At 49.5% G+C, this 18,627-nt stretch carries 16 protein-coding genes; 14 read left to right on the top strand and 2 right to left on the bottom strand.

Annotated elements, in window-relative coordinates; all coding sequences use genetic code 11:
- The first annotated feature begins 22 nt into the window (after positions 1 to 22).
- The 10 genes from LC508_RS10930 to LC508_RS10885 all read left to right on the top strand — a co-directional run bounded on the left by LC508_RS10930 (position 23) and on the right by LC508_RS10885 (position 11,295).
- Positions 23 to 838 carry a carbohydrate ABC transporter permease gene (locus tag LC508_RS10930; protein WP_033142525.1) on the top strand — a complete coding sequence of 272 codons (816 nt, stop codon included), beginning with the start codon at positions 23 to 25 and terminating at the stop codon, positions 836 to 838.
- Positions 839 to 851: 13 nt separating this feature from the next.
- Entirely contained in the window at positions 852 to 1,529 is a 678-nt protein-coding gene (locus LC508_RS10925; protein WP_033142524.1) for a PIG-L family deacetylase, read from the top strand.
- A 26-nt stretch (positions 1,530 to 1,555) separates the two neighbouring features.
- Positions 1,556 to 2,755 carry a M20 metallopeptidase family protein gene (locus LC508_RS10920; protein ID WP_052099602.1) on the top strand — a complete coding sequence of 400 codons (1,200 nt, stop codon included), beginning with the start codon at positions 1,556 to 1,558 and terminating at the stop codon, positions 2,753 to 2,755.
- On the top strand, positions 2,742 to 4,286 hold the full coding sequence (locus tag LC508_RS10915) for an L-serine ammonia-lyase, iron-sulfur-dependent, subunit alpha (protein WP_158587348.1): 1,545 nt from the start codon (positions 2,742 to 2,744) through the stop codon (positions 4,284 to 4,286). Before LC508_RS10920 ends, LC508_RS10915 begins: the two co-directional genes overlap by 14 nt.
- Positions 4,287 to 4,299: 13 nt before the next feature.
- The gene (locus LC508_RS10910; protein ID WP_103731836.1) at positions 4,300 to 5,676 is read left to right on the top strand and encodes a family 4 glycosyl hydrolase; all 1,377 of its coding nucleotides are present in this window, start codon (positions 4,300 to 4,302) and stop codon (positions 5,674 to 5,676) included.
- Positions 5,673 to 6,593 carry a carbohydrate kinase family protein gene (locus LC508_RS10905; protein WP_033142522.1) on the top strand — a complete coding sequence of 307 codons (921 nt, stop codon included), beginning with the start codon at positions 5,673 to 5,675 and terminating at the stop codon, positions 6,591 to 6,593. The genes LC508_RS10910 and LC508_RS10905 overlap by 4 nt, the downstream gene beginning before the upstream one ends.
- Before the next feature lie 161 nt (positions 6,594 to 6,754).
- On the top strand, positions 6,755 to 8,092 hold the full coding sequence (locus LC508_RS10900) for a sodium-dependent transporter (RefSeq protein WP_033142520.1): 1,338 nt from the start codon (positions 6,755 to 6,757) through the stop codon (positions 8,090 to 8,092).
- A gap of 100 nt (positions 8,093 to 8,192) precedes the next feature.
- Positions 8,193 to 9,179, top strand: a complete 987-nt coding sequence (locus tag LC508_RS10895) for a diaminopimelate dehydrogenase (protein ID WP_225305360.1) — start codon at positions 8,193 to 8,195, stop codon at positions 9,177 to 9,179.
- Between the two features lie 19 nt (positions 9,180 to 9,198).
- Positions 9,199 to 10,065, top strand: coding sequence for a YitT family protein (locus tag LC508_RS10890; protein ID WP_033142518.1), 867 nt, complete (start codon positions 9,199 to 9,201; stop codon positions 10,063 to 10,065).
- Between the two features lie 483 nt (positions 10,066 to 10,548).
- Entirely contained in the window at positions 10,549 to 11,295 is a 747-nt protein-coding gene (locus LC508_RS10885) for a sugar phosphate isomerase/epimerase family protein (protein ID WP_033142517.1), read from the top strand.
- Positions 11,296 to 11,395: 100 nt separating this feature from the next.
- Here the strand turns inward: LC508_RS10885 and LC508_RS10880 are convergent, their stop codons facing one another.
- Positions 11,396 to 12,811 carry an amidophosphoribosyltransferase gene (locus LC508_RS10880; RefSeq protein ID WP_033142516.1) on the bottom strand — a complete coding sequence of 472 codons (1,416 nt, stop codon included), beginning with the start codon at positions 12,809 to 12,811 and terminating at the stop codon, positions 11,396 to 11,398.
- Positions 12,812 to 13,063: 252 nt separating this feature from the next.
- Between LC508_RS10880 and LC508_RS10875 the strand changes: the two genes are divergently transcribed.
- From LC508_RS10875 to selD, 3 genes are all read left to right on the top strand, one after another.
- Complete coding sequence (locus LC508_RS10875; RefSeq protein WP_054353522.1) at positions 13,064 to 13,564, top strand: DNA-deoxyinosine glycosylase; 501 nt, start codon at positions 13,064 to 13,066, stop codon at positions 13,562 to 13,564.
- Positions 13,565 to 13,584: 20 nt separating this feature from the next.
- Positions 13,585 to 14,340 carry an exodeoxyribonuclease III gene (locus LC508_RS10870; protein WP_103733007.1) on the top strand — a complete coding sequence of 252 codons (756 nt, stop codon included), beginning with the start codon at positions 13,585 to 13,587 and terminating at the stop codon, positions 14,338 to 14,340.
- Positions 14,341 to 14,706: 366 nt separating this feature from the next.
- Positions 14,707 to 15,750, top strand: coding sequence for a selenide, water dikinase SelD (gene selD, locus LC508_RS10865; protein ID WP_103733260.1), 1,044 nt, complete (start codon positions 14,707 to 14,709; stop codon positions 15,748 to 15,750).
- A gap of 246 nt (positions 15,751 to 15,996) precedes the next feature.
- On the opposite strand, the gene LC508_RS10860 is transcribed toward selD, so the two are convergent.
- Entirely contained in the window at positions 15,997 to 17,190 is a 1,194-nt protein-coding gene (locus LC508_RS10860) for a metallophosphoesterase (RefSeq protein WP_054353513.1), read from the bottom strand.
- Between the two features lie 141 nt (positions 17,191 to 17,331).
- On the opposite strand from LC508_RS10860, the gene LC508_RS10855 reads away from it, so the two are divergent.
- Positions 17,332 to 18,627, top strand: a complete 1,296-nt coding sequence (locus tag LC508_RS10855) for a DNA polymerase Y family protein (protein WP_118594124.1) — start codon at positions 17,332 to 17,334, stop codon at positions 18,625 to 18,627.

The following is an 18,627-nucleotide window of genomic DNA, read 5'->3' as shown; positions in this document are numbered from 1 at the left end:
ACGCGGAAAGGAGAATGGAATGATGAAAAAAAGAAAATGGCCGGTGTATCTGCTGCTTATTCTGTGTGCGGTTGTGACGGTGGGTCCGTTTCTATGGATGATCTTGACTTCCTTTAAGTCATACGAGGAGAGCATTCAGATACCGCCTACGATTTTTCCGGAAGTTTTTACCGTGGGAAGTTACCGGGAAGTGGTAGATAAATTTCCGTTTTTTGATTTTTATGTGAATACGTTTTTAGTTCTTTTATTTACCATAGGGATAGAGCTGCTGATTTGCTCCATGGCCGCCTATGCGTTTGCCAGGCTGCATTTTCCGGGCAGGGATGTGATCTTTATCGTGCTTTTGGCGCTCTTAATGGTTCCGGGACAGATATTTCTGGTGCCCAATTATGACATTATGGTGAAGCTGCATCTGGCCGATACCGTGACGGCCCTGTGGCTTCCGAAGATATTCAGCGCATTCGGAACATTTATGCTGAGGGAATTCTTTAAAGGGCTTCCCAGGAGCCTGGATGAGGCGGCTATGCTGGACGGCTGCGGATTTTTCCAGATTTATTACAGGATCTTACTGCCGCTTTTAAAACCTGCGCTGTCATCTCTGGCAATACTGACTGCGATCTCCACATTCAAGGATTTGATGTGGCCGCTGATCGTGAATAACTCTATGGATAAGATGACTTTGTCAGCCGGGCTGGCTATGTTGATCGGGGAACATACAACTTATTATCCTCAGGTCATGGCAGGCGGCATTATCGCCATACTGCCCATGATCATAATTTTCTTCCTCTTCCAGAAACAGTTTGTGGAGGGGATTGCCACAACAGGCGTAAAACAGTAAAGGAGGCAATGAAATGATAGATATCTTGGCAGTCTGCGCACATCCGGATGACCTGGAGGTCTGCGCAGCGGGTATCTTTGCAAAGGCAAAGAAAGAGGGACTGAAAACAGGTCTTGTGATTTTTACAAGAGGAGAATCAGGAGGTTATGCACAGAAGTGCGTGAGAGAAGAGGAGGCGGAAAAAGCAGCCGCCATACTGCAGCTTGACTATTTTGCCATGCTGGATTTTCCGGATGCCGGCATGTATTTTTCTAAGGAAGCAGTGGACGCTCTGATACCGCATCTGCGGAAATGCTCACCGCGGTTTGTTCTCACACTTTTAGAGGAGGATTACCATCCCGACCACACAGCCGTGTCAAAAATAACAAAGGCAGCCTGCTTTACAGCGGGATTGAAAAAATATGCGGATGACGATACGGACTGGCATTATGATGCCCTTCTCTTTTTCGGGGCGGACAACAGGACCAACCGGCGCAGGCCTGATATCTATGTGGATATCACGGATGTCATAGAGATAAAGAAACGTGCCTGTACGGCACACAGCTCCCAGGATGTGCTGCCTTATGCTATGAGCCTTGCCAGGGAATACGGGAGAGATGCAAAGACAGAGTATGCGGAGGGCCTGTTTTTAGGGCACAGTATTACAGTGGACAGTCTCTCAAATCTTATGAGAAAAAAATCTGGAGAATAGGCAGACGCTTCGGGGAGGTGTTCAGAGTGAAAATTGATTTTTACCAAAAGGTCCGGGAGGCAGAAGCAGAGATAAAAAGCTATTACATCCATCTCCACAGACATCCGGAACTATCGGGACAGGAATATAAAACACAGGAATGGATTCTCGGACAACTGAAAAAATGGAAGGTAGAGTGCAGGCCCTGTGCAGATACAGGAGTATACGCAGTCATCAAAAGCGGGAGGCCCGGGCATACCATTGCCCTCCGCGCGGATATGGATGCTCTGCCGGTGACGGAACAGACAGGTCTTGCCTGGCAGTCTGAGAATCCTGGGGTCATGCATGCCTGCGGGCACGATGTCCATATGGCTGTACTTCTTGGGTGTATCAGGCTTCTGCAGGAGTGCAGGGAGTGTCTGCACGGCAATGTGGTCTTTTTATTCCAGCCCTCCGAGGAACAGCAGGGAGGTGCCCGGCGTATGATCGAAGAGGGAGTCATGGATGAGCCAAAGCCGGAATTTACAGTTGCGTTTCATGTCTGGCCGCAGAGAGCAGGCAGCATAACCTGTATGCCGGGACCTGTTATGGCACAGCCCGATGCGTTCGGCATTGAGATAAAAGGAAAGGGAGGCCACGGGGCATCTCCCCATCTCTGCAGAAATCCCATTCCCGCCATGGCTGCACTGGTAAATGCCATTGGTAATATTACAGCCGATACGGTATCTGCCCAGGAGGCAGCAGTGGTGAACATCTGCCGGATACAATGCGGAGAGAAATATAATGTTGTAGCAGAGACCGGATATCTGGAAGGCACCATCAGGACCTATGACCCGGATGTGAGGGAGAAAATCATACACCGCCTGGAAAGACTGACAAAATCCATAGCAGAAGCCTGGGAAATGGAAGGGACGTACCATATGAGTTCCGGTTATCCTGCAACGGTCAATGACAAAACAGCAGCACACTGGGCGGCCCGCGTGCTCAGGGAGAAGCTGCAGGAGGCGGAGATCCTCACAGAGGGAGAACCGGCTATGCTGGGAGAGGATTTTTCATATTTCGGCGCTCAGTGCCCGTCCCTGTTTCTGCGGCTGGGCTGCTGGCGAAAAGAAGAGGCAAAGCAGTATCCGCTTCACAGCAGTTGTTTTGAGATTGATGAATCTATATTGGCGGAAGGCACGGCTGCATTCTGTGTTCTGGCATCCGAATTTGCAGAAAAGGGGTTTGAGACAGATGAAAACCATTGAGATGATATACAGAGTTACATGCAGATACTGCAGACAGGCTTTTGGGCTGATGGAGGAACTGCGAAGGAGCAATGAAAAATATGAAAAGATCGAGATACGCTTTCTGGATACAGAGCGGGACAGAGAACTGCCTGCAGGCAGGAAATTCACTTATGTACCCTGCTTTTATATAGATGGCGAAATGGTTATGGAAGGGGTACCGACAAAGGAGAAAATAGAGGCGGTCTTTATACAGGCGCTTCAGGATACAGAAAGCAGAGAAAGAAGGGACAGAACCTGCAATAAACTGCTGAGAGAGGAAATCATGCTGGCTCTTGGATGTACGGAGCCGGGAACCATTGCCTATGCGGCGGCCTGTGCCAAAGAGATTCTGGGTGACATTCCGGAATATATGGAGATATGGGTCAGCGGCAATATATTAAAAAATGTAAAAAGTGTGATCATACCCAACACCGGAAACCTGAAGGGGGTAGCAGAAGCTGCCTTCTGCGGAATCGTGGGGGGAAATCCAAAACGCAAACTGGAGGTACTGAACACACTCACCGCCAATGACGCAGACACAGTGAGAAAGCTGGTGCGGGAGGAGAGTACATACAGTATCCATCTGGCAGAGGTGGAGGAACCTCTGTATGTGCGTATTGACCTGCGAAAAGGGGAACATACCGCTTTGGTGGAGATCCAGAAAAGCCATATCCATATAACAAAAGTACAGAAAGACGGCAGAGATATCACAAAGCAGTATCAGCGCCGGGAGTGCGTTGGCAGCACACAGACAAATGAGGATGATCTGAAATTAAAAGATATATATGAGTTTGCAGGTGAGACCAGTACAGCAGAATTAAAGGATATTCTGGATATGCAGATCGCCTGCAACCGGAAAATAGCGGAAGAAGGAATGAAAAACGATTATGGGGCAAAGGTGGGGAAAAATCTTCTGCGTTTATACAAAGAGGAAGACGCTGCAGTGCTGGCAGCTTATGCGGCAGCCGGAAGTGATGCCAGAATGGGCGGAAGCGTTCTGCCTGTAGTGGCAAACTGCGGAAGCGGAAACCAGGGAATCACCATTGCGGTCCCCATATCTATCTATGCGGAAAAAAAGGATAAGAGCCGGGAGGCATTGCACCGTGCAATGATCTTTGCAAATCTTATTTCTATTTATATAAAACGTGGAATCGGGAAGCTCTCTGCTTACTGCGGGGCAGTCAATGCCGGATGTGCCGCAGTCTGCGGCATCGCATATCTGGATCAGGCGCCGCTTGCTGTGATGGAGGATATTATCACAAATACACTGGCTACCATATCAGGCATGCTCTGTGATGGCGCAAAGCCCTCCTGTGCCGCAAAAATCGCCATGTCTGTGGAAACAGGCCTTCTGGCCTATGAGATGGCGAAAAACCAGTGCCGCTTTATGGAGGGAGAGGGTATTGTGGGTAAAAATGCAGACGAGACCATTGAGGCAGTGGGCAGAATCGGAAAAGACGGCATGAGAGAGACGGACAGCAAGATTTTGGAAATTATGATGGGAAACTGAAGGAGGAAGGCTTATGAAGTTAACAGTCATTGGCGGATGCGGTTCACGCAGTCTGATGCTGGCAAAATGTCTGGCACAACAGGCGGAAAGCCTTGGCATAACAGAGGTTGTTTTTATGGATACGGATCAAGAGCGGGTCAGGGTTTTCGGCTCAATGGTAAAGGAGGTCTTTGCCAGGACAGCGCCTTCCGTACATTATGTGTGCACAACAGATGAAAAGGAGGCTGTGTGGGAGGCGGATTTTATCATCACCACCATCCGCGCGGGAAAAGAGGAAAGCCGTATCATAGATGAGCGGGTAGCGCTGAAGCATGGAGTGATAGGACAGGAGACAACCGGGGTAGGCGGGTTTGCCATGGCCCTTCGCTCCATTCCCACCCTGCTGCACTATTGTGAACTGATCCGCAGATATGCTGCCCCTAATGTGATGGTATTTAACTTTACCAATCCTGCAGGGCTTGTGACACAGGCTTTAAGAGACCAGGGATATTCCTTTGTGTATGGAATCTGCGATGCTCCCTCCGGGTTTATGCGGCAGGTGGCCGGGCTTTACAAGGCCGAGGCTTCGGATTTTCAGGTGCATCTCATAGGTCTGAACCATTTATCTTATTTTACCAGTGTAAAAAAAGAGAACAGGGAGATGCTCCCGGAGATATTAAAGGATCCCAGGCTCTATGAGCAGACGGACATGCGGTATTTTGAACCGAAGCTGGCACAGCACATGGGATGCATGCTCAATGAATATCTCTATTATTTCTATTACAGGGAAAAGGCACTGCAGAATATACAGAAGACCGGCGAGACCAGGGGCGAAAGGATCAAGAGGATCAATGACTGTATGCTGCAGGAGCTGGGCCGGTATGATGCCGGAAAAGATTTTGACAAAATGCTGGAAATATACCGTGATCATACATATATGAGAGAGAGCAATTATATGCAGGGCGAGACATCTGTGGCGAGGGATGATGCCTGTATTCCGAAATTTGATCTGAGTACAAAAGATGAAGGCGGATATGCAGGGGTAGCCTTGGCACTTATGCGGGCTAAAATCACAGGGAAAGAGGGAGAGATGATTCTCTGTATGCCCAACCAGGGAACTGTGGACTGGTTAAAGGATACGGATGTGATTGAAGTATCCTGTCATATTTCAAAAGCAGGGGCAGTGCCGAAACCCGGGCCGTATACTCTACCCCAAAGCGCAAAGCAGCTCATCTGTGCAGTCAAGTATTATGAGAGAACAGCTGCCCAGGCCATAGTGGAACGCAATGCAAAGAAGGCCATAGATGCCCTTATGGTGAACCCTCTGGTGAATTCCTATTCCCTGGCAGAGGAACTGCTCAGGGAGTATCTGGAGATTTATGAGGAGTATACAGGAGGATGGAAGGTATGAACAGTGTAGGGGGATTTGGAATCGCCAATGTGGATATTATTTTCGGAAACGCCCGCAGAATGCCAAAGCTTGGTGAGGAGGTATACAGCGAGAGCTGTTCCAAACAGCTCGGAGGCGGAGCGGTGGCAACTCTTATCCAGTTGTCCAGGCTTGGCGTACCTGTAAAGCTGGCAACCTATATTGGAGAAGGGCCGCTGAGCAGATATCTGGTAAAAGAACTGGAGAAAGATAAGATCGAATACACCAATATGCTCTCCACGGATGAGGAGGACCCGGTTACCCTGAGCTGTGTGGTATCCTGTATGCAGGATCGGGGGATTGTCTCCTATAAGCCGGAGGAAGCGGCGTTTGCAGTGGAGAAAAAGAAAATATATGAGTTTTACGAAGGATGCCGGATCGCATTCCTTTCTCTTGAGCAGAAGGATCTGTGCAGGCCTCTGAAAGAGGCCGGATGTACTATTGTCCTGGATTCCGCGTGGAGTGACATGCTGAGCCTGGAGTGGTATTATGATGCTTTTCCGTATGTGGATTATTTTATACCGAACTCCATGGAAGCCATGAAAATAACCGGGGCGGATACACCGGTACAGGCATTGGAAAGGCTGTCCGAGCATTTGAAAAATCCTATTGTAAAAAACGGAAACGCGGGCTGCCTGTATAAGGAAAACAAAGAACTCCATATCATAGAGCCGCTCCCGGTGAGACATGTGGATTCCACCGGGGCAGGGGATGCTTTTGCAGCCGGCTTCATGTATGGGCTGTATTACGGATATGACCTGGGGGATTGTATCCGTTTTGGAAATATCACGGGAGGAAATGCCGTGACAGAGATGGGGTGTCTGTCCGCGGAGATGGACGAGGAGAAGCTGCTGAAATATTTTTATGAGATATACGGCAGAGAAAAGAAGATCAGCTGAGAAAACTGCGGACAGGTATTTGGCCGGTTCTGTATCATTTATGGTACAGAGCCGGCATTTTTTGCAAACAGGGCGTGGAGGGCTGGAATATGTGGACAGTACATGCGTTGTGTGCTATCCTTTGAAAGGACTTAATTTTACATAAAAGGATGGGATAAAATATGAAAAAGGATTCAGCGGGAACTGTCCAGACCAGGGATGCTTTCCGTTCAAAATTTGGTTTTATTGTGGCATGTGTAGGTTCCGCGGTGGGGATGGGAAATATATGGATGTTTCCCTACCGGACCGGGCAGTACGGCGGTGCGGCTTTCCTGATTCCCTATTTCATTTTCGTGGCGATTCTCGGTTTCTCCGGTGTGGTGGGGGAGATGGCCTTTGGGCGCGCCATGGGGACCGGGCCTTTGGGGGCTTTTGGGAAAGTGATGGAGATGCGCGGATGGAAGGGCGGGAGGCTGATCGGCATGATCCCGGTCCTTGGCTCACTGGCCATCGGCATCGGTTACTCTGTGGTGGTTGGCTGGTTTCTGCGTTTTCTGTGGGGATCACTTTCCGGGAGTATGTTCCATGCCGCGGATGTCTCCGCTTATTTTGGGGAGATAGCAGGTGACTTTGGAAGCGTGGGATGGCATATGGCCGGTCTGGCTGTGACATTCCTTATTATGGCTCTTGGCGTCTCCAAGGGAATCGAGAAAATGAACAAGATCATGATGCCGCTGTTCTTTGTATTCTTTTTGTTTCTCATGGTGCGTGTGCTGACACTGGGAAATGCGGGGGAAGGGTACAGGTATCTCTTTGTGCCGAAATGGGAATACCTGACGCAGCCGAAAACATGGGTGTTTGCCCTTGGGCAGGCATTCTTTTCCTTATCTTTGGCAGGTTCCGGCACTCTGGTATACGGCAGCTACCTGTCAAAGGATGTGGATGTGGTGGGGAGCGCCAGAAATGTGGCGTTTTTTGACACCTGCGCGGCAATCCTTGCAGGACTGGTGGTGATTCCCGCGGTCTTTGCCTTTGGGCTTGATGTATCCGCAGGACCGCCGCTCATGTTTATTACATTGCCGGAGGTGTTCCGGCAGATGCCGTTTGGAAAGGTATTCGCAGTGGTATTTTTTGTGGCTGTGTTGTTTGCGGCTGTGACTTCCCTGATGAATCTGTTTGAAACGCCTATCGAAGCGCTTCAGGCACAGTTTGGGCTTTCCAGGAAGATGGCGGTTGTCATTACTGCGTTTGCAGCGGCAGCCGTGGGTGTTTTTATTGAAAGCGCTGATATGGTCAGTGTCTGGATGGATGTGGTGTCCATCTATATCATTCCTTTGGGAGCGCTTTTGGCGGCGGTGATGTTTTTCTGGGTCGCACCCAGGGGATTTGCCAGGGAGCAGGTGCAGATGGGACGGGCCGGAAAGCTGGGAAAATGGTTTGAGCCTGCCACGAAATATCTCTTTGTGGGACTGACTTTTGTTGTATATATTTTAGGAATTTTTTACGGTGGGATCGGTTGATTTATGAATTTTGCAGGTTGAAGTGAAAAAGGGAATTTGTTATACTTAGTGGGACGAAAAAGGGAAACACTATAAGAAAAATTGACAGGAGAGGTAAAGGATGAGTATAAGAATCGGAATTTTAGGCTATGGTAATCTGGGACGCGGAGTGGAATGCGCAGTGAAGCAGAACCCGGATATGGAACTGGCTGCTGTTTTTACACGCCGTAATCCTGCAGATGTCCATATCATGACAGAGACTGCAAAGGTTTATCATGTGGATGAAGCTGTGAAGATGAAGGACGAGATCGACGTTCTGATTCTGTGCGGCGGAAGCGCGACGGATTTACCGAAGCAGACACCTGAGTTTGCACAGTATTTCAACGTGGTGGACAGCTTTGATACTCATGCAAAAATACCGGAGCATTTTGCGGATGTGGACGCAGCGGCAAAGAAGAGCGGGAAAATCGGCCTGATCTCTGTTGGCTGGGACCCGGGAATGTTCTCTTTGAACCGTCTGTATGCCAATGCCATTCTGCCGGAGGGAACGGATTACACGTTCTGGGGAAAAGGCGTCAGCCAGGGACATTCCGATGCAGTCAGAAGGATTGAGGGCGTTGTGGATGCAAGACAGTATACCATTCCTGTGGAAAAAGCGCTTACAGCAGTCAGAAACGGAGAGAACCCCACACTCACAACAGGTGAAAAGCATACCCGTGAGGTGTTCGTTGTTGCAGAAGAGGGCGCAGATAGAGAGAAGATTGAAAAAAAGATCAAGACCATGCCGAATTACTTTGACGAGTATGAGACAACCGTGCATTTTATCAGCGAAGAGCAGATGAAGGCAGAGCATGCAGGTCTTCCCCACGGTGGATTTGTGATTCGTACAGGAAAGACGGGATGGGAGAAGGAGCACAGTCATGTGATCGAATACAGCCTGAAGCTGGATTCCAACCCGGAGTTCACATCCTCTGTTATTGTGGCTTACGCAAGGGCGGCATACCGTCTGAACAGGGAAGGACAGAGCGGATGCAGGACCGTCTTCGATATTGCACCGGCTTATTTAACTGTAAAATCTCCGGAGGAACTTCGGAAACACATGCTGTAAGGTCAGCAGATGAGGAAAAATGAAAGCGAATATTGATATAAAAAAAGAAGCTAAACGAGTAGTGTTTGGCCTTGCCGGAGCTATCATTATGGCTGTTAATATCAAGACATTTGTCAGAGCGGGAGGATTGTATCCGGGTGGTTTCAACGGGGTGACTTTGTTGATCCAGACTGTTTTTCAACGGTTTCTGGGAATTGCACTGCCGTTTACTCTGGTCAATCTGTTATTGAACGCTGTACCGACAATTGTATGTTTCAAAGCGATCGGTAAGAAATTCACTGTAAGTTCTGCGATGATCATAGTATTGACCAGTATTCTTACCGATATCATCCCCTCCCAGCCGATCACACAGGACATTCTTTTGATCGCTGTATTCGGCGGGCTTATAAATGGTTTTGCTGTGAGCCTTTGTTTAATGGGCGGAACCAGCGGCGGTGGTACTGATTTTATTGCTATTTATTTTGCGGAAAAGAAAAATAAGGATGTCTGGAATTTCATTTTACTCGGTAATGGATGTGTGCTGGTGATCGCGGGTATTCTGTTTGGATGGGATAAGGCACTTTATTCTATTATTTTCCAGTTTACATCCACACAGATCATTCATATGCTGCATACGGCGTATAAGAAGGAGACGCTGTTTATTGTTACGGATTGTCCGGATGCAGTGTACCAGGAGATTTATGAGGTGACAAATCACAGCGCGACGGAGTTTGCGGCTACCGGGTGTTATTCTAATGAAGGCCGGAAGATGCTGTATTCCGTGGTTTCCAGCGCGGAGGCGAAGGTGCTGGTGACCAGGGTGCGGAAGGCGGATCCGAAGGCGTTTATTAATGTGATCAAGACAGATTTTCTGGAAGGGCATTTTTATCAGAAGACGGATTATTGATAGGAAAAGGACTGCTTAGGCGGTCCTTTTTTTGTGAGATTTTTTGAAAAATCAGTGTAGGACTGTAGTCTATAAGGCTTATTCCGGACGCCGGACCTGACCACAGGCTTCCCTGTACGGGCGAGAGCAGAGAACTTCCAAGCTAATGCGTAAGCCGCACTAAGTTCATCGCCTTAGGGCTCTTCACTAAGTGCTTGCTAACGCATGGATCTTGTAAGATTCTCTACCGCTCTTAAACGTCCGTACAGGGAAGCCTGCGGCCAGGTCCGGCTGTTTTTTTAAAGGGGACGGAAAGAGGTAGCTGCGGATGGCGTTTGAGGGTAAAGGAACGGTTTTGGGAGGAAAGTCTGGAAAAGAAAGCCCGGAAAGAATAGGGAGGATAAGGTGGGAAAAATGTTTGGAAAGGGGAGATTTATGATGGGATTTGTGGTATTATGAAGGATAGATTGTGAAAAATGGATTATGAAACTGGGTGGGTGAAATATGATTTATGTGAGTCATTTGCTGGACGATGTGGATATGAGAGATGTGATAGAGAGGACAGGGGCCGGAGTTGAGAGTATTGAGTTTTCAATCTCCGAGAATCTGGACCGTCTGGAGGAGAAGATTGACAGTTATGAAAAGAGGCTGGAGGAAATGGGGTGCGGGAAGCTGGTGCTTCATGGGCCTTTTCTGGATCTGAATCCCATGGCGTTTGATTCGCTGGTCCTGGATGCTACCAGGAAACGGTATGAGCAGGCGTATCAGGCGGCAGAAAGGCTGGGGGCTGAGAAGCTGGTGTTCCATACCTGTTATGTGCCGGATGTGTATCTGCTCATAGGATGGGCTGACAGGGTGGCTGAGTTTTATAAACGGTTTCTGGATGGCCGGGATGGAATTCAGATCGTGATGGAAAATGTGTTTGACAGGGAGGCAGAACCGATTCTGGAAGTGGCCCGTAAGGTGGATCATCCTGATTTTGGGATTTGTCTGGATATAGGGCATGCTCATTGTTATTCGGAGATGCCGGCCGCTGCGTGGGCGGAATTGTTTGGCAGTTATATCAGGCATATGCATGTGCATGATAATCTGGGAGACAGGGATACACACATGGGACTGGGAAGAGGAAATCTGGATTATAGAGAGGTTATCGGAATTGTGAAGAGGAATAATCCGGAGGTGTCTTTTACAGTGGAATGCAGCGGGAAAAAAGATGTGCTGCAGTCTGTTTCGGCGCTTCAGGTTTTGTGAAATTTATGATAAAAAGGGCAGCTCGGTTTGAATGGCCCCAAAAAAGTCTGACTTTTTTGGGGGCGCTTCAAACCTGGCTGCCTTTTATTTTCTTGTGTAATTATTTGCCGTCAAAGCAGTGGGTACACATTTTGCACGGGCTCAGTCCGATGGAAGTTGTCAGATCATCCAGACGGTGATAGTGGAGTGTTGTGAAGTTAAGCTGTCTGCCGATCTCCTCCAGCATTTCTTTATAGTTGGTGGAATCGGGGTTGGCGTAATCAGCAAGCACTTCCTCGGAGACATTGTCTCCCTCCCGGTCCGCAATAATGCGGCGGGTGATCAGATCCATTTCGGATTTGGAACGTGAGAAGTTCAGGTACGGGCAGCCGAACAGAAGCGGTGGGCAGGCCGGACGGATGTGAACTTCTTTGGCTCCGCTGCTGTATAAAAATTCAGTTGTCTCGCGAAGCTGTGTTCCGCGGACGATGGAGTCGTCGATCAGCAGCAGGCTCTTGTTTTTTATCAGCGCTTCCACCGGAATCAGCTTCATGCGCGCGATGAGGTTTCTCTGGCTCTGCTGAGTCGGCATGAAGGAGCGGGGCCAGGTCGGTGTATATTTGATAAACGGGCGGGAGAAAGGAATGCCGGATTCATTGGCGTAGCCGATCGCATGGGCGATACCGGAGTCAGGAACGCCGGCAACCAGGTCTGGCTTCACATTTTCTCTCTGGGCATCGCGCTGTGCCAGCTTTTTGCCGCACTCGTAGCGCATTTCCTCTACATTTATGCCTTCATAGGTAGAGGTGGGATAGCCGTAGTATACCCACAGGAAGGAACAGATTTTCATTTCTTCCCGGGGTTTTACTAAAGTTTCAGCGCTTTCCGGGGTGAGGAATACAACCTCGCCAGGTCCGAGTTCACGATAGGTTTCGTATCCCAGGTTGAAGAAAGCAAAGCTTTCAAAAGACGCGCAGAACGCATCCTCTTTTCTGCCCAGGATGACAGGGGTACGGCCTACACGGTCACGCGCGGCATAGATTCCTTTCGGGGTGAGCAGAAGCAGAGTCATGGAACCGTCCACAAGCTCCTGCACATACTGTATACCTTCCACAATGGTGGATTTCTGGTTGATCAGGGACGCCACCATCTCGGTTGGGTTGATGCTTCCGCCGCTCATTTCCAGGAAATGTGTGCATCCGTTTTTATAGGAAATATCCACAAGTTCATCCATATTGTTGATTTTTCCCACGGTAGTGATGGCGAAGCTGCCCAGATGTGACTGTACTAAAAGCGGCTGCGGCTCATTGTCAGAGATACAGCCAATACCCAGGTTTCCCTCCAGTTCGTTTAAGTCTCCGTCGAATTTGGTACGGAAAGGGGTATTTTCGATATTGTGAATCGAACGGTTGAATCCATTTGGTCCATAGACTGCCAAACCGCCTCTTCTTGTGCCTAGATGAGAATGATAGTCTGTTCCGAAAAACAAATCCAGAGTGCAGCTGGATTTAGAAGCTACTCCAAATATTCCACCCATTGATTTTTCTCCTTTTTCATAAGAATTCTGTTAATGTGACTACAGAAAGCATGCTGTGTGGTAACTGTTCAGTACCTTCACAGTTACGCTGTGTGTAGCTTTCTGCGGTTTTTCCGATGCAGTCTTTATTATATACTCATAGGACAGCGTTCGTAAAGTCGTTTTGCCAACTTTTTTTACTTCGCAGGAGAGAAAAAATAGTGTATAATGGGGACGAAAGAAGTAAAATTCTACAATTTGAGGAGTGGGTCCATGAAAAATCAGACAGAATATGTGAAGCATACATTTGCGCCGGTTTATGACAGCAGTTCCAGGGTTTTGCTGCTGGGGACCATGCCTTCTCCGAAATCCAGAGAGGAAGGATTTTACTACGGGCATCCCAGAAACCGGTTCTGGAAAGTGATGGGAGAGGTGCTGGGTGAGGAGACTCCAGTGACGACAGAGGAGAAGAAGAATATGCTTCTGGCTCATAAGGTTGCCGTGTGGGACGTGCTGGAAAGCTGTGAAATACGCGGGGCGGAGGATGGGAGTATTAAAAATCCCAGGGCCAATGATATGTCTCTTGTGCTGGATGCGGCACCTGTACAGGCTGTCTTTGCCACTGGCCAGAAGGCGGCGGCACTTTACCGGAAGTATTGTGAGCCGTATACAGGGGTGCCGGTTATACAGCTTCCGTCTACCAGCCCGGCAAACTGCGGTATGAAATATGAAGCGATCCTGGAAGCTTACCGGGAGATTTTAAAATATCTGTAAGGGACAGAGAGGAGAAATATATGAAATTTATATCATGGAATGTGAATGGCCTGCGGGCTTGTGTTCAGAAGGGATTTATAGAGTATTTTGAGGCTGTGGACGCGGACTTTTTCTGTCTGCAGGAGACGAAGCTTCAGGAGGGGCAGATTGATTTTGCGCCGGAGGGGTATTATGCATATTGGAATTATGCGGTGAAGAAAGGGTATTCCGGGACGGCGATTTTTGCCAGGAAGAAGCCGGTTTCCGTGGCTTACGGAATCGGGATCTTGGAGCATGACCAGGAGGGCAGGGTGATCACTCTGGAGTATGAGGATTTTTATCTTGTGACCTGTTATACGCCGAATTCACAGAATGAACTGGCAAGGCTTTCTTATAGAATGGAGTGGGAGGATGCGTTTAGGGAGTATCTCTTGAAGCTGGATGAGAAGAAGCCGGTTGTTATGTGCGGGGATCTGAATGTGGCGCATAAGGAGATCGATCTGAAGAATCCTAAGACGAACAGGCATAATGCCGGATTTACGGATGAGGAGAGGGGTAAGTTTACGGAGCTTCTGGAGGCTGGGTTTACGGATAGTTTTCGGTATTTTTATCCGGAGGAGACAGGGATTTATTCCTGGTGGTCTTATCGGTTTAAGGCCAGGGAGAAAAATGCGGGGTGGAGGATTGATTATTTCTGCGTTTCGCGGAGGTTGGAGGAGAAGTTGGTTTCTGGGGGGATTCATACGGAGGTTTTGGGGTCGGATCATTGTCCGGTGGAGGTGGTTATAGATATGTAAAATAAGGGGGGGATAGGGCGGACGGGAAACAGGCGGTGAGCGGAGGGCAGCCGGGGCAGAGGGTATCAGGCAGGCGGAGCACTCCGCTGGGTGGAAGCTAACCTGCTCCCAGTCACTAAGCTCATCGCCTTAGGGCTCTTCGCTAAGTGTCTGGGGCAGGTGGATCTTCCGCCCGCTCCGCGAAACACCGCCTGCCTGATACCCTCTGCCCCGGCTGCCCTCCGCTCACCGCCTGCTTCCCTGGTGGCTGGTATCCCACGGTTTTGTGGGTAAAGTAAACGGTAGCCTTTGTTATGGATATTTTGAATTTTGAGTTAGAAAGAGATAGGGTAGGTTGAGAGAGATGTGTTTGGATAGGAGATTATTATGAGTGTTGGGGTGAAGTTGACGGAGTTTTCTAAGAGTGCGGGGTGTGCGGCTAAGATTGGGCCGGGGATTTTGGCGGAGGTGGTGGGGAGGCTGCCTGCGGCCAAGGATGATAGATTGATGGTTGGGGTTGAGACGGCGGATGATGCGGCGGTGTATCGGGTGTCGGATGAAGTGGCTTTGATACAGACCGTGGATTTTTTTCCGCCTATGGTGGATGATCCGTTTACGTTTGGGCAGATCGCAGCGGCAAATGCGCTCAGTGATGTGTATGCAATGGGCGGGGAGCCGCGGCTTGCTTTGAATGTGGTTGCGTTTCCTAATTGTCTGGGAGCTGAGGTGCTGGGGGAGATTCTGGCAGGCGGGGCTTCTAAGGTGAAGGAGGCAGGGGCTGTGCTGGCAGGCGGGCACTCGATCAATGATGAGGAGCCGAAGTATGGGCTTTGTGTCTCCGGGTTTGTGAAGCCGGACAGGATTTGGAAGAACGGGGGAGCAAGGACGGGGGATGTGCTGCTTTTGACAAAACCTCTGGGTGTGGGACTGATCAATACGGCTGTGAAGGCGGGAATGGCTTCCGAGGAGGCGGAGAGGAAGGCTGTTGAGAGTATGAGCTGCCTGAATAAGATGGCTATGGAAGCGCTCAGGGATGTCGAGGTGCATAGCTGTACGGATGTGACAGGGTTCGGACTGACCGGTCATGCTCTGGAGACTGCAAGAGCAAGCGGGAAATCGCTTGTGATCCAGACAGATAAGCTGGAAGTGCTGCCGGATGCTCTTTTTTATGCCTCTATGGGGCTGGTTCCGGAGGGAACTTACAGAAATAAGGCGTTTAATAAGAAGGATGTAAGGCTGGAGGAACAGGTGGATGAGACGATGGAGGATCTGGTCTTTGATCCCCAGACTTCAGGAGGGCTTCTGGTGAGTCTGAAAAGGGAGGATGCGGAAAACGTGCTTGTAAGGCTTGCAGAGGCAGGGTACCCTTTGAAGGCTGGTATTGTGGGAGCTGTCACGGATCTGCAGGATAAGTATCTGATTGTACGATAGGAAGAGCGGACGGCACTGTGGGAGAAGCAGGGCAGACGGTTAAAGCATTGAGGGAACCGGCAGCAAGTGCAGGAGCTGCCGGTTCCCTTTAAAAACGCAGTGTGTTATTTTGTGTAACTGTTCAGTCAGGTCTGCGCATTTACTGCGCTGACCGTGCAAAAGAGTAGTGGCGGCAGGTATTCGCCCCATCGCGAAGCGATTTTTAATGGGCGAATACCCGTAACGATTCAGCTGGCTGAATCGTTACTATTTTGTGAAATAGACATCAATGATCATGACCTCAGCATCTGTTCCCACACGCATGGCCGGTCCCCAGACACCTACACCGGAGGTTACATAGGAGTACATGTTGTCCTTTTTTAACTCGCCGCAGGAGTTTTCCCACATGAGTTTTGTGGTCAGGTTACCCGGGAACATCTGTCCGTCATGGGTGTGGCCGGAGAGGTCTATGTCGCAGCCGGCATCTGCCAGCTCCTGAAGCTGTTTGGGCTGATGGTCAATGACCAGTATGGGTTTGTCCCGGTCCAGATCCTGCAGCAGGTCTTCCGGGGACAGGCGGTCTTCCTTCATCTTTTTGGAGCGCTGGGGGTCCTTGCGGCCTGCCAGATAGAAAGAATCGTCAATGAGGACTGCCTTGTCATCCAGAATCCGGATGCCGGACTGTTTCAGGAAATCGTCCATCCGGGTGTCTGTGTGCTGGCCGTTTTTGATGGGGACTGTGAATCCGGCCAGGAGTTTTTCCTTGAAGTCGTGATTGCCCCAGCAGGCATATACGCCGTAGGTGCTCTTTATCTCCTTTAAGATGGAAATGGTTTTTTCCGGGTACTGCACAGCGTCGTATTCGTTGTCGAAGAAGTCACCGGCAATGCAGACCAGGTCCACATGTTCAGTGTTTATTTTGTCTACCATGGATTTTACATGGTAGGTGCCGATGCTGTAGCCCAGGTGAAGGTCCGCAGTCAGGGCAATTCTCAGATGATCCAGCTTTCCGCCGGATTTTTCCACTTGGGCCTCATAGTGGTTTACATAGACCTTGTGTTCGTGGATGATTCCGTAGGCACTCAGGCAGATGATGAGGCAGGCAGCCGCACCGCCGCTCAGGATAAAGGTGCGCCTTTTGGAAAGGGTTTCCTGTTTGATCCGGTTTGTATGTCTCAGTATGATCCTTACCAGGTCAAAGATAAGAATGATAAGTACAATATACAAAAATGTGCCCAGCCAGTAGTTAAAAAGACGTTTCAGCCAGCTGTGCCAGGGATTGGCAGAGACCAGATAGGAGGTCAGGGGCGTCAGGCACATGAAAATATAAATGCTGAGAAAAACCACCCGGAATGGCCGGGACTTCAAATGTCTGTGGCAGGTGCCTGTCCAGCGGATGATCCAGCGGACAACATAATAATTGATCAAGAGATAAAATGGTGCGAGTATGATAGCCAGCATAGCAGACTCCTTTTGTGGGTTCAGTTTATTTCTTCCAGAATAGAATAGGTTGGAAGTTTTGTCAAGTATTTACATAGAACATATGTTCTGATATAATGGAGATTAAGAAAGATTAAGGAAGAGCAAGGAAGTGGGATAGAATTGAAGAACGTCATTTTTCATATTGATGTAAACAGTGCATTTCTCTCCTGGGAGGCAGTTTACAGGCTGAAAAACGGAGGGAGTGTGGACCTTCGTGAAATACCAAGCGCAGTGGGCGGGGACAAATCGAAAAGGCGGGGTATCATTCTTGCAAAATCCATTCCGGCCAAGGCATTCGGCGTCAGGACAGGGGAGCCTATTGTGGACGCCATGCGGAAATGCCCGTCCCTGACGATTATTCCTTCACATCACGGGATGTACAGGGAATTTTCCAAACAGTTTATGGATATCCTGAGAGAATATACGCCGGAGGTGGAAAAATTCAGCATTGACGAGGCATTTATGAATATGACAGGTATGGAGCGGCTGCTGGGAGACCCCGTGGCCTTTGCCTATAAACTCAAGGACCGTATTAAAACAGACCTGGGATTTACTGTAAATATAGGAATCTCCAGCAATAAGCTTCTGGCAAAAATGGCATCTGATTTTCAGAAGCCGGACAAGGTACACACCCTGTTTCCGGAGGAAATTCAGGAGAAGATGTGGCCTCTTCCCGTATCTGAGCTGCTGTTTGTGGGAAGGTCCACGGAAAATACGCTGAAGAAGCTGGGAATCTATACCATCGGAGATTTGGCTGCCGCGGATGTGGAAATTCTGAAGCATCATTTGAAAAAACACGGGGAAGCTATCTGGAATTCAGCCAACGGCAGGGACAGTGCAGTGGTGGAGGCAGTGCAGGAGGATAACAAGGGATACGGCAACAGCACAACCATAGCGTTTAACGTGGTGGATGAGGATACCGCCAAGCAGGTGCTGCTTTCCCTGTGCGAGACCGTGGCATCCAGGCTGCGCAGCGACGGCATGAAGGCTGAGGTGGTTTCGGTCACGATCAAGGACTATGAACTGCAGTCGGTCTCTCACCAGACCGTGCTGAGAGCGCCTACCAATATTACCTCGGAGCTTTACCTGCAGGCATGCAGACTGTTTGACGAGCTGTGGGACGGAGCGCCGATCCGTCTTCTGGGCGTGCGGACAAGCCGTGTTTCCAGAGAAGAAAGCGGGCGGCAGTTGTCCTTGTTTGACCATACGGATTATGATAAACTGGAAAAGATGGACCAGGCGGTGGATGAGATCCGCAGGAAATTCGGGACAGGGTCTATTATGCGGGCATCTTTCCTGAAACAGCCCATCGAAAATATGGCCGGAGGCCATCCGGAGGGTAAACTTCCGGCTCCTGAGATAAGTGCCGCCGAGGGCATAACCCAAAACTGGGAGAAGAAAGAGAAGGAAGAGTAA

It is taken from the genome of Blautia parvula (assembly GCF_020215665.1).
GTDB classification, from domain to species: Bacteria; Bacillota; Clostridia; order Lachnospirales; family Lachnospiraceae; genus Blautia; species Blautia celeris.
The sequence above is the reverse complement of the archived record's forward strand: the minus strand, read 5'-3'. Positions and strand labels throughout refer to the sequence as shown.

What these genes read in the sequence shown, in the direction of transcription:
- LC508_RS10930 (WP_033142525.1), top strand. Translation starts at nt 23, where the DNA reads ATGAAAAAAAGAAAATGGCCGGTGTATCTGCTGCTTATTCTGTGTGCG.
- LC508_RS10925 (WP_033142524.1), top strand. Translation starts at nt 852, where the DNA reads ATGATAGATATCTTGGCAGTCTGCGCACATCCGGATGACCTGGAGGTC.
- LC508_RS10915 (WP_158587348.1), top strand. Translation starts at nt 2,742, where the DNA reads ATGAAAACCATTGAGATGATATACAGAGTTACATGCAGATACTGCAGA.
- LC508_RS10910 (WP_103731836.1), top strand. Translation starts at nt 4,300, where the DNA reads ATGAAGTTAACAGTCATTGGCGGATGCGGTTCACGCAGTCTGATGCTG.
- LC508_RS10905 (WP_033142522.1), top strand. Translation starts at nt 5,673, where the DNA reads ATGAACAGTGTAGGGGGATTTGGAATCGCCAATGTGGATATTATTTTC.
- LC508_RS10900 (WP_033142520.1), top strand. Translation starts at nt 6,755, where the DNA reads ATGAAAAAGGATTCAGCGGGAACTGTCCAGACCAGGGATGCTTTCCGT.
- LC508_RS10895 (WP_225305360.1), top strand. Translation starts at nt 8,193, where the DNA reads ATGAGTATAAGAATCGGAATTTTAGGCTATGGTAATCTGGGACGCGGA.
- LC508_RS10890 (WP_033142518.1), top strand. Translation starts at nt 9,199, where the DNA reads ATGAAAGCGAATATTGATATAAAAAAAGAAGCTAAACGAGTAGTGTTT.
- LC508_RS10885 (WP_033142517.1), top strand. Translation starts at nt 10,549, where the DNA reads ATGATTTATGTGAGTCATTTGCTGGACGATGTGGATATGAGAGATGTG.
- LC508_RS10880 (WP_033142516.1), bottom strand. Translation starts at nt 12,811, where the DNA reads ATGGGTGGAATATTTGGAGTAGCTTCTAAATCCAGCTGCACTCTGGAT.
- LC508_RS10875 (WP_054353522.1), top strand. Translation starts at nt 13,064, where the DNA reads ATGAAAAATCAGACAGAATATGTGAAGCATACATTTGCGCCGGTTTAT.
- LC508_RS10870 (WP_103733007.1), top strand. Translation starts at nt 13,585, where the DNA reads ATGAAATTTATATCATGGAATGTGAATGGCCTGCGGGCTTGTGTTCAG.
- selD (WP_103733260.1), top strand. Translation starts at nt 14,707, where the DNA reads ATGAGTGTTGGGGTGAAGTTGACGGAGTTTTCTAAGAGTGCGGGGTGT.
- LC508_RS10860 (WP_054353513.1), bottom strand. Translation starts at nt 17,190, where the DNA reads ATGCTGGCTATCATACTCGCACCATTTTATCTCTTGATCAATTATTAT.